Source organism: Burkholderiales bacterium (assembly GCA_015075645.1).
Lineage (GTDB): Bacteria > Pseudomonadota > Gammaproteobacteria > Burkholderiales > Casimicrobiaceae > VBCG01.
Map to the genome: position 1 here is coordinate 95,346 of JABTUF010000006.1, position 13,018 is coordinate 108,363.

Here is a 13,018-nt window from a genome sequence, read left to right on the forward strand (position 1 = left end):
CCTGACACCGCAAGCATCGGACGGGCGCCTTCGGGCGCCCGTTTTTTTCGCCCCTACCGAACTTCGATCCGGCATCGGCGCTCAATGCGCCGCCACCGGAAACGCCACCGCCCCTGACAACTGACAACTGTTAACTGACAACTGCGTTACCCTCGCCCCATGCCTCCGCCGCTCCCGCTCCCGCCGCCGCATGCGCTGATCGTGGCCTTCGACCGGGCGCTCCGCACGCTCGCGGGCGTGGCGAACGCGTCGCGTCCCGCGCCGGGCGCGTCGCTGCCCGAGACCGCGCTCACCGACGAGGAACGCAGGCACGCCGCGGGACTGATGCGCGTCAACCACACCGGCGAGGTCTGCGCCCAGGCGCTCTACGCCGCGCAGGCGATCGTGGCGCGCGATCCCGGCATCCGCGAGCGTTTCGCGGCCGCCGCGCGCGACGAGGAGGACCATCTCGCGTGGACCGCCTCGCGTCTCGAGGAACTCGGCGATCGTCCGTCGCTCATGAATCCGCTCTGGTACGCCGGGTCGTTCGCGATCGGCGTGGCTGCCGGCCTCGCAGGCGATCGCGTCAATCTCGGATTCGTGGTCGAGACCGAGCGGCAGGTCGAGGAGCACCTGACCGGACACATGGACGCGCTCCCTCCCGCCGATGCGAAGAGCCGGGCGATCGTCGAGACGATGCGCGACGACGAGGCGCGCCACGGTGCGATGGCGCAGGCCGCGGGCGGCGTCGAACTGCCGCGCCCGGTACGCGGCGCGATGCGCCTCGCCGCCGATGCGATGAAGGCGATCGCGTACCGCGTCTGACGCCTCGCGCCGGCCCGCCGAAACCGGCGGATCACCCGAGCAGCAATCCGCCCTGCTCGCGCCTGCGCCACTCGCGGAGCGCCTTCAGGCGGGCCTCGCGAATCGCCTGCTCGATCGCTTCCGGCTGCGATGCGCGCGCGATCGCACCGGCATCGACGCCGCGCACGACCTCGAGCGCGCGTGCGAGCCACTCGCCGGGACGATCGCCGTCGCGCTCGCGTCCCGGGCGCGAATTGCGGTCCGCCAGCGAGGCCGCGCGCAGCCACGCGAGCCGTTCGGGCCGGCGCAGCGCGTCGGCGGCGACGATGAGGTCGATGAGCGTCGCCGGCCGCAGCGACTCCGCGCGGGCGACCTCGGCGTGGAACCGTGCGGCGAGGCGCGCGGCGTCGCGGCAGTCCGCCGGCACGCGCAGACGCTCCGACAGCCTCTCGGCGAGCCGGACGCTGCGCGCCCCGTGCGCGACGTGGCGCGGCCAGTGCTCGCGGAGCGTCGCGCCCTTGCCGAGGTCGTGCGCGAGCACCGCGTAGCGCACCGGAAGCGGATCGCCGCGCGCGGCCGCGAAGTCGAGCGCCTGCGCGACGTGCACGCCGGCGTCCAGTTCCGGATGGTGTGCCGGCGGCTGCGGCACGCCGTACAGTGCGTCGACCTCCGGTGCGAGCGCGGCGAGCGCGCCGGTCTGCCGGAGCACCGAGAGCATCCGCGACGGTTGCGGTTCCATGAGTCCGCGCGCGAGTTCCTGCCACACCCGCTCGGGCGCGAGCGTCGCGAGTTCGCCCGAACGCACGATCGCGCGCATCATGCCTTCGGTCGCCGGGGCGACCTCGAAGCCGAAGCGCGCGGCGAAGCGCGCGACCCTCAGGACACGCAGCGGATCCTCGGCGAACGCGTCGGAGACGTGCCGCAGCACGCCATCGCGCAGGTCGCGTTCGCCGCCGCAAGGGTCGATCAGCGTGCCGCGCTCGTCGCGCGCCATCGCGTTGATCGTCAGGTCGCGGCGGACGAGATCCTGCTCGAGCGTCACGTCGGGCGACGCGAAGAACTCGAACCCCCGGTACCCGGTGCCGTGCTTGCGCTCGGTGCGCGCGAGCGCGTACTCCTCGCGCGTCTCCGGATGCAGGAACACCGGGAAGTCGCGGCCGACCGGTCGGTACCCCGACGCCACCATGGTCTCCGGCGTGGCCCCGACCACGACCCAGTCGCGATCGACCACCGGGCGGCCGAGCAACTCGTCGCGCACCGATCCTCCGACGCGGTAGGTGCGAACCGGCTGGGGGAGCGCGCGGGCCATCGCCGGTGGCGGAGCCGAGCCGCGCCGGGCTTCGCCGCCAGCCTCGAACGGCGGCCGCGCGGCGCCCGGTCAGCGCGTCTGCGTCGTGCGCAGCTCCGCGTAGCGGCTCTTCAACGCGCCGGGCGCGAGCCACGACGGGCCGATCGCCTCGAGCGACGCCGGCTCGACGCCGAACTCGCCCGGAAACGGGCAGCCGCAGACGTTGTCCTTCGACATCGACGCCAGGTTGTCGCGGCTCATGAGCTTCCCCGGGAGGTGCTCCAGCACGTACGCCTGCATCGACGCGAGCGAACCGGTGAGCGGGACGATCGGGCGCACCGATCCGGCCGTCTCCGCGGTCCAGCGCACCAGTTCGCGCAGCGTGTAGACCTTCGGGCCGCAGAGATCGTAGCGCTGCCGCACGCAGGCGCGCGAGTCGAGCGCATGCGCGAACGCGCTCGCCACGTCGCCCACCCACACCGGCTGGAACCGCGCGTCAGGCGCGGCCAGCGCGATGACCGGCAGCCACCGCGCGAGCCGCGCGAACAGCGCGAGGAAGCTGTCGCCCTCGCCGAACACCACGCTCGGCCGGAAAATCGTCCACGCGAGCGCCGAGGCCGCCACGGTGTTCTCCGCTTCGCCCTTGGTCGCGAGGTACTTCGACGGCCCCGCCGGATCGGCGTTCAGCGCGCTCATGTGCAGAAGTCGCGCCACGCCGGCCTTGCCGCATGCGGCGACGACGTTTCGCGCGAGCGCGACGTGGGCGCGCTCGAACGTGTCCGCGCCCGATTCGTTCAGGATGCCGACGAGGTTCACCACCGCGTCGGCCCCGGTGACGAGGCGCGCGAGCGTCGCGGGGTCGTGCACATCCGCTTCGACCGCGTCGACCGTCGGCAGGAGGAAGAGCGGCCGCGCCCGGTCGCGGTTCCGCGTGGGCACGACGACGCTCGCGCCATCCGAGGCCAGGCGGGCCGCCAGCGCGCGGCCGATGAAGCCGCTGCCGCCCAGCACGACGATGCGGTGCGCCGCCACGTCGGTCAGTCCTTCGCGACGACGGCCGGCGAGGTCGGACCGCGCGGGCCCACCTTGCCGAGGCGAACCGTCACGTCGATCGCGGGGTCGCCGATCGCCCGCGCGTACACGACCGAATTGGCGAGCACCTTCTTCACGTAGTCGCGCGTCTCGTTGAACGGAATGGTCTCGACCCACACCGCGCCGTCGAGCGTCGCGGCCGGCCGCCACGCCTGCGCGCGGCCCGGGCCCGCATTATACGCGGCGGCCGCGAGCGCCCACGAGCCGTCGAGGCGGTCGAGCCAGTACTTGAAGTAGAACGCGCCGAACTGCGTGTTGATGTCGAGTTCGTTGATGCGCGACGGCCGGTAGTCGGTGCGGCCGGACTGTTTCGCGACCCAACGCGCGGTGGCGGGCATGAGCTGCATCAGCCCCACCGCCCCCGCGGAGGACACGATCTCGGGCGTGAAGCGCGACTCCTGTCGCGCGATGCCGTAGAGCATCGCCTCCTCGACGACGTTGTCGCGCGCCGCGGCCGCGAACTCGGCGCGCCACGGCGTCGGGTAGCGGAGCGCGTAGTCGTGCCGCTCGCGCGTCCGGTTCGCCGTGTTGATCGAGCGGTCGATCAGGTGCATCCGCGCGGCGTACAGCGACGCCTGGTTCAGCGAGGCGTCGTCGAAGCCGCGCACGATCGCGTACCACTCGCGCTGCGAGTCGCTCCGGAGGCCGAGTTCCGCGAGCTTCACGACGCGGATCACGTCGGGGCGCGCGGCGAAGCTCGCCTGCCACGCGGGATCGGCGGCGACCGGCTCGCTCACCGGATCCGCGCACACGCCGAGCGCGTCGGCTGCGAGCAGGCCATGGTAGTCGTGATCGACGGCGAGCGCGGCGTAGGCCGCCCTCGCCTCGGTGTTGCGGCCGTCCGCCTCGAGGGTGCGCGCGCGCCAGTAGCGCCACGCGGCTTCCTCGGCCTGCGCGCGCGGCATCGCGTCGATCGCGGCACCGACATCGCCCCAGGATTCCGCGCGCAACGCCGCGCGCACGCGCCAGGCGTGCATGTCCGCGTTCATCGTCTCGGGCAGCTTCTCGCGCCAGGCGTCGTTCGCCCACGGCAGGAGTTGGCGCGAGGCATGGTAGGCGAGTCGCGCATTGCCCCACGCCCGGTCGGCCGCCGGCAACTTGTCGCGCCGCTTGAGCCAGGCCGAGCGCGTGCCCTCGGGATCGGCGCGCGCGCCTCGCTCGAGTGCGTAGAGCGCGAGTTCGCGGCCGTCGCGTCCCTTCCAGCGGAATCCGCCCTGCGCGAGCACGGCGGCCGGCTTCACGTCCACGCGGCCGAACTCGCCGGCTCCGATGCGATCGGACGGGGGCAGGTCGCCCGCGATCTGCTGCGCGAGCCGCGCGTTGCCGTTTTCGAGCGCCAGACGGTAGCGCGCCCAGCGGTCGTCGAGGCTGATCGTGCCCCGCGCGATCAACGCGGCGAACACCGGCTCGCAGGCGTCGGGCGTAGCGCTGCCGGTGAACCAGAGCGGCTTCGCGTCGGCGAGCGCCGCGTCCCCCGACGTCGCGCGCGCGGCCTGGACCGCATAGCAGCGAAGGTCGATGTCCTCGGGCGGCGTGGCGTCGAGCGCCGCGGAGTACTGTGCCCAGTCCGCGCGCTTGCCGAGCGTGCGCAGCCAGTCCGCCCGGGCGCGCGGCGCGAGGGGCGTAGCGGCGTAGCGCGTGACGAAGGCCTGGACCGACTCCGGCGTCGCGCTGTCGATCGAGAGCTTCAACTGCCAGTACGCGACGTAGGGCTCGAGCGGATGGCCGCTCGCGCGCGGGGCGAGCGCGTCGAGGCGAGCGCGGTCGCCGCGTTCGAACGCGGCCTTGGCGGCGAGCACGTCGGCGTCGGTGCCCTGGGCGGAGGCGGGCGGCGCGCCCATGAGGGCGGCCAGCGCCAAGGCAGCGCCGAGCATGGGGGAAAGTCGAGGCATCACGGGTTCCGATTCTCGCGGTTCACGGCGCCGGCGACAACCGGCCCGCCCTCTGGGACCGCAGGAAGCGTGCCGGGTTCGACGCGACGGTGTCCGGTTGCTAGAATTCCCGCGCCACCGGATTCCCGGTCACAGCCGCGGGGGAACGCTCGATGCCGCAACGCAGGACCGCCGAGCCGCTGGTGGGCGTCGTGATGGGCAGCGACAGCGACTGGGACACGATGAAGCACGCCGCGGCCCAACTGGACGCGTTCGGCGTCGGCTGGGAGGCGCGCGTGCTCTCCGCGCACCGAATGCCCGACGACATGTTCGAGTACGCCGAGGACGCGCAGACGCGCGGCCTGCGCTGCATCGTCGCGGGGGCGGGCGGCGCCGCGCACCTGCCTGGCATGCTCGCGTCCAAGACGACGGTGCCGGTGCTCGGCGTCCCCGTGCCGTCCAAGTACCTGCGCGGCGAGGATTCGCTCCTGTCGATCGTCCAGATGCCGAAGGGGATCCCGGTCGCGACCTTCGCGATCGGCGAAGCGGGCGCCGCGAACGCCGCATTGTTCGCCGTCGCCATGCTCGCCGCGACCGATCCCGGGCTCGCGCGGAAGCTCGCGGCCTTCCGCGTGAAGCAGACCGCCGCCGCGCGCGCGATGCGCGTTCCGCCCGATCCGCGCCCCGCCTGAGCGTCGGCGGCGGGAACATCGTCGCGTCGATCGAGCGGTCCGTGAGCGTGATTCCGCCCGGTTCCTGGCTGGGGCTCCTCGGCGGGGGCCAGCTCGGCCGCATGTTCTCGATGGCCGCGCAGGCCATGGGCTATCGCGTCGCGGTGCTCGATCCGGCCGCCGACGGACCGGCCGCGAGCGTCGCCGACCGCCACATCCACGCGGACTATCTCGACAGCGCCGGGCTCGCGCGCCTCGCCGCGCTCGTCTCCGCCGCAACGACCGAGTTCGAGAACGTGCCCTCCGCCGCCCTCGACTTCCTCGCGAAGTCGGTTCGCGTGGCGCCGGGCGCGGCGAGCGTCGCGATCGCGCAGGACCGCATCAGCGAGAAGATGTTCCTGTCGGGTCACGGATTCCCGGTCGCGCCGTACGCGGTCCTGCGTTCCTCCGACGACGTCGCCTCGCTCGACGCGTCGCTGCTGCCCGGCATCGTCAAGAGCGCGCGGCTGGGCTACGACGGCAAGGGGCAGGTGCGCGTGGCGACGCGCGACGAAGCCGCCGCGGCGTTCGACACGCTCGGGCGCGTGCCCGCCGTGCTGGAGCGCTTCGTCGACCTCGCGGTCGAGGTGTCGTCGATCGTCGCGCGCGACGACGCCGACGCAGTGGCGGCCTGGCCGATCGCCGAGAACCGCCACCGCGACGGCATCCTGGACGTGACGATCCTCCCCGCGCGCATCGAACCCGCGCTCGCGCTTCGTGCCGCGGACCTCGCCGCCGCGCTCGCGCGCGCGCTCGACTACCGGGGCATCCTGTGCGTCGAGCTGTTCGTGACGCGCGCGGGAGCCTTGCTCGTGAACGAGATCGCGCCGCGTCCGCACAACAGCGGACACGCCACGATCGACGCCTGCCTGACCTCGCAGTTCGAGCAGCAGGTGCGCGTGCTCGCCGGCCTGCCGCTCGGCAGCACCACGCAGCACACGCCGGCGGTCATGGTGAACCTGCTGGGCGACGCCTGGTATCCGGACGCGACGGCGACGCAGCGCCGCGAGCCGGTCTGGGAGCGCGTGCTCGCGCATCCGCGCGCGAAGCTCCACCTCTACGGCAAGCACGAAGCGCGCCGCGGCCGCAAGATGGGGCACGTGACCTGCCTCGGCGCGACGGTGGACGAGGCGCTCGCGACCGCGCGCGCGGTGAAGCGCGACCTCGGGATTCCCGGCGCGGACGAACTCGTGTGACTCGCCAAGTGGCTCCGGCGAGCGACGAACGCTCGGCTGCCCCGGGGACGTCGGGACCCTCGGCAGCAGGTGGGCAGGGTGCGATGGCGGCGGCGCACCTTCCGCTCGCGGGCGTGCGCGTGCTCGACCTCACGCGCCTGCTCCCCGGTCCGGTGTGCACGATGCACCTCGCCGACCTCGGCGCCGACGTCGTCAAGGTCGAGGACACCGGCGCGGGCGACTACGCGCGCGCGCTCGGCGCGAAGCCCGGCGCGACCTCCGCGTTCTTCCGCATGGTCAACCGCAACAAGCGCTCGGTCGCGCTCGATCTCAAGCGCGACGACGCGCGCGAGGCGTTCCTCGCGCTGGCGCGGCGCGCCGACGTCGTCGTCGAGAGTTTCCGTCCGGGCGTGGTCGATGCGCTGGGCGTGGGCTACGCCGCGGTGCGCGCCGTGCGTGAAGCGATCGTCTACGCGTCGATCAGCGGCTACGGCCAGACCGGGCCGCGCGCGACGTTCGCCGGTCACGACATCAACTACCTCGGTTACGCAGGCGTGCTCGACCAGACCGGTGCGCGCGGCGGTCCTCCCGCGCTGTCGAACCTGCAGGTCGCCGACCTCCTGGGCGGCGCGCTCACCACGGCCATGACGATCCTCGCCGCGGTGGTCGGCGCGGCGCGGACCGGCCTCGGGCGCTACATCGACGTGGCGATGGCCGACGCGTCGCTCGCGCACAACATCTTCGCGCTCCACGCGCTCGAACAGGACGGGGCGACCGCGCCGCGCGGCGAGGACCTCCTGACCGGAGGCGTACCCTGCTACGGCGTCTACCCGACGAAGGACGGCCGCTGGCTCGCGGTCGGCGCGCTCGAAGCCAAGTTCTGGCGCACGCTGTGCGCGACGCTGGGGCGCGACGACCTCGTCGCCGGGCAGCTCGCGACCGGCGAGGCCGGCGAGCGCGTCAGGCGCGAACTGGAAGCGGTATTCGGCACGCGAACGCTCGCCGAATGGTCCGCGACCTTCGAGAACGTCGACGCGTGCGTCACGCCGGTGGCAACGCTCGGCGAAGCGCTGGACGATCCGCAGTTCACCGCACGCCGCATGGTCGTGCGCGAGCGCTCGGGCGCGCGCGCGTTCGCGCCGCCGTGGGCGATGTCCGGGGCGCCGGTGCGCGAGGCGCGGCCCGCGCCCGCGCAGGGCGAGCACACACGCGAGGTCCTGCGCGAGGCGGGCTACGACGACACCGCGATCGACCGTCTCGTCGCCGCGGGAGACGCGCGAGCTGCCTGATCGGCGCGGACCGCCCGGAAGTCCGTCCCCGAGCGATCATTTCGCGGTGCCGACGATCCGGGTGCGCCGCTTGCCCGATGCGGTCTTCGACGGCCGGTCGAGGCGCGACGCGCCGACCGGCAGCGACGACACGCGCTCGACCTCCGGGTCGTCGTAGCGGCCGCCCGCCAGCGCGTACTCGACCGCCATCGCGGTGGCATCGACGCCCCAGAAGAGTTCGTCGCCGACCGCGAGCGTCGGCACGCCGAACACGCCGCGCGCGATCGCCTCGTCGGTGTTTCGCCGCAGCGCCGCCTTGACCTCGGGGTCGGAGATGCGCGCCTCGGCGTCGGGCATGCCCAGGTCGCTCGCGAGTTCCGCCCACTCGATCGGCAGGTCGGGGAGCCGGCCGTCGCGCCAGACGAAGCGGAAGATGCGCTGCACCTGGTCGGGCGCGGCGTCGCAGGCGATCGCGAGCCGCAGGAGCGGCAGCGGATTGAACGGGTGTTCGTGGGGGAACTTGATCGGGATGCCGAGCTTGCGCGCCTGCCAGACGACGAAGCGGTAGGTGAACGCGCGCTTGGCCGGGATCTCCGCCGGTCCCTTCTGACCGTGGGCGTCGAGGAGCCCGGCGAAGAGCACCGGCCTGTAGCGCACCGACAGCCGCGGCGGCAGGCTCGCCAGCCGCTCGCCCTGCAGGTAGGCGAACGGCGAGACGAAATCGAAGTACCAGTCGACGATCATCGGTTCCCGCCGCCGCGAAGCTCGCGCGCCGTGCGGCGCGCCGGCAGGTCGGCGACGATCGCGCGCCTCGCATCGTCGTCGAGCGTGCTCCACGCCGCGATCTCGTCCAACGTGCGCAGGCAGCCGACGCAGTACCCCCGCGCGGGATCGAGCGTGCACACCGACGTGCACGGCGAGGCGACCGGATCGCCGCCTGCGTCCTTCGGACTCATGCGGCGGACTTCGCGTCGAGCGCCTTCGCGACGCGCGAGGACGTGGCGCGGCCGAGGGACGCCGAGATCGCGCGTCCGGCGGCGCGCAGCTTCGCGAGGTCGATGCCGGTCGCGATGCCGAGCCCGTGCATCAGGTAGACGACGTCCTCGGTCGCGACGTTGCCGGTCGCGCCCTTCGCGTACGGGCAGCCGCCGAGTCCCGCGACGCTCGCGTCGAACGTGGAGATCCCCATGTCGAGGCTCGCGCAGACGTTGGCGAGCGCCATGCCGTAGGTGTCGTGGAAATGGCCGCTCACCTCGTCGATCGGGTAGACGGCGAGCGCCGCCTCCAGCGCGCGCTTCGTCGCGCCGGGCGTGCCCACGCCGATCGTGTCGGCGACGCCGACGTGCTCGACGCCGATGCCGTGCATCAGCCGCGCGACGTAGCCCACCGCCTCGGGCTTGACCTCGCCCTGGTAGGGACAGCCGAGGCAGCACGAGATCGCGCCGCGCACCTTCATGCCGGCGTCGCGCGCCGCCCGGGCCACCGGCGCGAACCGCTCGATCGACTCGGCGATCGAGCAGTTGATGTTCTTCTGCGAGAACGCCTCGCTCGCGGCGCCGAACACGACGACCTCGTCGACCTTCGCGGCGAGCGCGCCCTCGAAGCCCTTCATGTTCGGTACCAGCACCGAGTAGCGCACGCCGGGCGACCGGCGCACGCGGGCCATCACGTCCGCGGCGTCCGCCATCTGCGGCACCCACTTCGGCGAGACGAACGACGTCGCCTCGATCTCGCGAAGGCCCGCATCGGCGAGCGCCTCGATCAGCGCGACCTTCACTTCGGTGGGCACGACCGCCTTCTCGTTCTGCAGGCCGTCGCGCGGGCCGACGTCGACGATGCGCACCCGGGGGGGAAGACTGGAGGTGGACATGGGGTCAGTACCCTCTGGCGCGGTCGACGATGCCGGAAATCGGTTCGCCGCGCTCGAGCGCCTCGATCTTCGCGGCGACCTGCGCGACCGTCTCTCCGAGGTCCGTGACCGCCGACACGTGCGGTGTGATCGTGACCTTCGGATGATGCCAGAACGCGTGACCCGGCGAGAGCGGTTCGTCGCCGAACACGTCGAGCGTCGCATGCGCGAGGTGGCCGGCGTCGAGCGCGGCGAGGAGGTCGGCGTCGACGACCAAGTCGCCGCGGCCGAGGTTCACGACATGGGCGCCCGCCGGCATCGCGGCGAACGCGGCGGCGTCGAGGAGCCCGCGCGTGTCCCTCGTCGACGGCAGGAGACCGATGACGACCCTCGAGCGCGCGAGGAAGGCGGGCAGCCGCCCGCGCCCGGCGAACGACTCGACGCCGGGGCGCGCGTGCGCGCTCCTGCTCCAGGTGGCGATCGGAAAGCGAAACGGCGCGAGCGCCGCGGCGACGGCCTGCGCGAGCACGCCCGCGCCGAGGATGCCCACGCCGAACGACGCCGGGTCGCGGCGGGCGAGCGGCGCCCAGCGGCCCTCCTGCTGGGCCCGGACGTAGTGCCCGACGTCCCGATACGCGCGCAGTACCTCGAACACCGCGTACTCCGCCATCTGGACCGCCATGCCCGCGTCCTCGAGGCGCACGATCGGCACGCCCTGCGGCAGCGACGGCACGGCGAGCAGCGCATCGACGCCCGCGCCGAGGTTGAAGATCGCGCGCCGCACCTCGACCTGCCGGAACGTCTCTCCGTCGGGCTTCCAGACGAGCGCGTAGTCGACTTCGGCGGGCGCATCGCCGGGCCACAGGTGGAGCCTGGCGGCGGGCAGCCGAGCAGCGAAGGCGTCGCGCCAGCGTTCCGCGCGCGCGGCCACCGCGACGAGCGCGTTCACGTTCCGGGCGCGTCCTCGAGGTCGACGAGATCCGCGCCCTCGGACACGCGGTCGCCGACACGGAAATGGATCGCGGCGACCACGCCGGCGGCCGGGGCCACGATCGAATGTTCCATCTTCATCGCCTCCAGCACGACGAGCGGCGCGCCGCGCTCGACGCGCTCGCCGACCTTCGCGGGGACGGCGACGATCGTCCCCGACATCGGCGCGGTCAGGTGGCCGCCGTGCGCCTCCTCCTCCCCGGCGTGGGCCAGCGGATCGACGAGCGTCAGCCGGCGGCGGAGCCCGCGCGCGAACACGAGCCGATCCTCGCCCAGGCGCACGACGGACACATCGACCCGGCGCTCGCCGGTGTCGATCGACCAGCGGCCGTTCCGGTGCAGCGCGCGCACGACATTGCGCCGGCCGCCGATCTCGACGGCGACGTCGGGCAGCGAGCCGGTGAGCCGCACCGTCGACGTCGCCTCGCCGTCCCGGAAGCGCAGGACGACCGCGTGCGAGGCGCTGTTCACCCACCACGCGTCGGTCTCGCGCCAGGGAGAATGCGGGTCCGCCGCATCGCCGCCCGCGGCATCGCGCACCTGCGCGAGTTCGTCGACCGCCGCGGCGACGAGCGCGAGCGACTGCGTGGGACCGGCGGGCGGGAACAGCGCCGCGTGGTGCTTCTCGATCAACCCGGTGTCGAGGCGGCCGGTGGCGAACGCCTCGTGCGCGACGACGCGCTCGAGGAACGCGACGTTGGTCGACACGCCCGCGACCTCGCAGTCGGCGAGCGCCGCGAGCAGCGTCGCGCATGCGCGCTCGCGATCCTCGCCCCACACGACGAGCTTCGCGAGCATCGGGTCGTACCAGGGCGAGACCTCGTCGCCGGCCGAGAATCCGGTGTCGATCCGCACGCGCGCCGACGCTTCCGGCATGCGCCAGTGCGCGATCCTGCCGATCGAGGGCAGGAAGCCGCGGTCCGGGTCCTCGGCGTAGAGGCGGGCCTCGATCGCGTGCCCGCGGATCGCGAGGTTCTGCTGCGCGAGCGGCAGCGGCTCGCCGGACGCGACGCGCAACTGCCATTCGACGAGGTCGAGGCCGGTGATCATCTCGGTGACCGGATGCTCGACCTGCAGCCGCGTGTTCATCTCCATGAAGTAGAAGCGGCCGTCCTGCTCGGCGATGAACTCGACCGTGCCGGCGCCGACGTAGCCGATCGCCTTCGCCGCCGCGACCGCCGCCTCGCCCATCGCGCGCCGACGCTCGGGCGTCATCCCCGGGGCGGGCGCCTCCTCGAGCACCTTCTGGTGGCGCCGCTGCACCGAGCAGTCGCGCTCGAACAGCGACACGACGCGGCCGTGCGCATCGCCGAACACCTGGATCTCGATGTGGCGCGGCTGTGACAGATAGCGCTCGACCAGCACCCGGTCGTCGCCGAAGCCGGCGAGCGCCTCGCGCTTCGCCGAGGCGAGCGCGCCGGCGAACTCCTCCGCCGCGCGCACGATCTTCATGCCCTTGCCGCCGCCGCCGGCCGTCGCCTTGATCAGCACCGGGAACCCGATCTTCGCGGCCTCGCGCGCGAGCAGCGCCGGATCCTGGTCGTCGCCGTGGTAGCCGGGCACGAGCGGCACGCCCGCCTTGCCCATGATGGCCTTCGCCGCCGACTTCGAACCCATCGCCGCGATCGCCCCGGGCGGCGGGCCGATGAACACGATACCCGCTTCCGCGCACGCCTTCGCGAACGCCTCGTTCTCGGAGAGGAAGCCGTAGCCGGGATGGATCGCCTGCGCGCCGGTCGCGCGCGCGAGCGCGAGGATGCGCGCGCCGTCGAGGTAACTCTCGCGCGGCGGAGGAGGGCCGAGCCGATGGGCCTCGTCGCACGCGGCGACGTGGGCGGCGTTCGCGTCGGCGTCGGAGTAGACCGCGACGGTGCGGATGCCGAGTCTGCGCGCGGTGCGTGCGACGCGGACCGCGATCTCGCCGCGGTTCGCGATCAGGATCTTGGTGAACATGTCAGGCGCTCCCGCCGGTGGCGAGGCCCCGAACGGCAA

Annotated in this window: 11 protein-coding genes; 3 read left to right on the forward strand and 8 right to left on the reverse strand. The window is 73.4% G+C overall.

What is annotated here, in order from left to right:
- Window positions 1-159 precede the first annotated feature (159 nt).
- Entirely contained in the window at window positions 160-804 is a 645-nt protein-coding gene (gene coq7, locus HS109_16080) for a 2-polyprenyl-3-methyl-6-methoxy-1,4-benzoquinone monooxygenase (GenBank protein MBE7523884.1), read from the forward strand.
- Between the two features lie 31 nt (window positions 805-835).
- On the opposite strand, the gene HS109_16085 is transcribed toward coq7, so the two are convergent.
- The 3 genes from HS109_16085 to HS109_16095 all read right to left on the reverse strand — a co-directional run bounded on the left by HS109_16085 (window position 836) and on the right by HS109_16095 (window position 5,037).
- Complete coding sequence (locus HS109_16085) at window positions 836-2,092, reverse strand: multifunctional CCA addition/repair protein (protein MBE7523885.1); 1,257 nt, start codon at window positions 2,090-2,092, stop codon at window positions 836-838.
- 69 nt (window positions 2,093-2,161) lie between these two features.
- Window positions 2,162-3,103 (reverse strand): complex I NDUFA9 subunit family protein, encoded by a 942-nt coding sequence (locus HS109_16090; GenBank protein MBE7523886.1) that lies wholly within the window; start codon window positions 3,101-3,103, stop codon window positions 2,162-2,164.
- A 5-nt stretch (window positions 3,104-3,108) separates the two neighbouring features.
- Entirely contained in the window at window positions 3,109-5,037 is a 1,929-nt protein-coding gene (locus HS109_16095) for a transglycosylase SLT domain-containing protein (protein MBE7523887.1), read from the reverse strand.
- Between HS109_16095 and HS109_16100 the strand changes: the two genes are divergently transcribed.
- Both HS109_16100 and HS109_16105 read left to right on the forward strand, forming a co-directional pair.
- A complete protein-coding gene (locus HS109_16100) occupies window positions 5,036-6,940 on the forward strand; it encodes a 5-(carboxyamino)imidazole ribonucleotide synthase (GenBank protein ID MBE7523888.1) in 1,905 nt (634 codons plus the stop codon). The two genes, HS109_16095 and HS109_16100, sit on opposite strands and share 2 nt — an antisense overlap.
- Before the next feature lie 83 nt (window positions 6,941-7,023).
- Window positions 7,024-8,208, forward strand: coding sequence for a CoA transferase (locus HS109_16105; protein MBE7523889.1), 1,185 nt, complete (start codon window positions 7,024-7,026; stop codon window positions 8,206-8,208).
- 36 nt (window positions 8,209-8,244) lie between these two features.
- Here HS109_16105 and HS109_16110 read toward each other — a convergent pair whose 3' ends face one another.
- From HS109_16110 to HS109_16130, 5 genes are read right to left on the reverse strand one after another with little or no spacing between them, the layout of a single operon-like run.
- Window positions 8,245-8,931 carry a 2-hydroxychromene-2-carboxylate isomerase gene (locus HS109_16110; GenBank protein MBE7523890.1) on the reverse strand — a complete coding sequence of 229 codons (687 nt, stop codon included), beginning with the start codon at window positions 8,929-8,931 and terminating at the stop codon, window positions 8,245-8,247.
- Entirely contained in the window at window positions 8,928-9,143 is a 216-nt protein-coding gene (locus HS109_16115) for a DUF1289 domain-containing protein (protein MBE7523891.1), read from the reverse strand. Before HS109_16115 ends, HS109_16110 begins: the two co-directional genes overlap by 4 nt.
- Window positions 9,140-10,057: a hydroxymethylglutaryl-CoA lyase gene (locus HS109_16120; protein ID MBE7523892.1), complete on the reverse strand. Its 918-nt coding sequence runs from the start codon at window positions 10,055-10,057 to the stop codon at window positions 9,140-9,142. Before HS109_16120 ends, HS109_16115 begins: the two co-directional genes overlap by 4 nt.
- Before the next feature lie 4 nt (window positions 10,058-10,061).
- Entirely contained in the window at window positions 10,062-10,922 is an 861-nt protein-coding gene (locus tag HS109_16125; GenBank protein ID MBE7523893.1) for a glyoxylate/hydroxypyruvate reductase A, read from the reverse strand.
- A 59-nt stretch (window positions 10,923-10,981) separates the two neighbouring features.
- Entirely contained in the window at window positions 10,982-12,979 is a 1,998-nt protein-coding gene (locus tag HS109_16130) for an acetyl/propionyl/methylcrotonyl-CoA carboxylase subunit alpha (GenBank protein MBE7523894.1), read from the reverse strand.
- Window positions 12,980-13,018 lie beyond the last annotated feature (39 nt).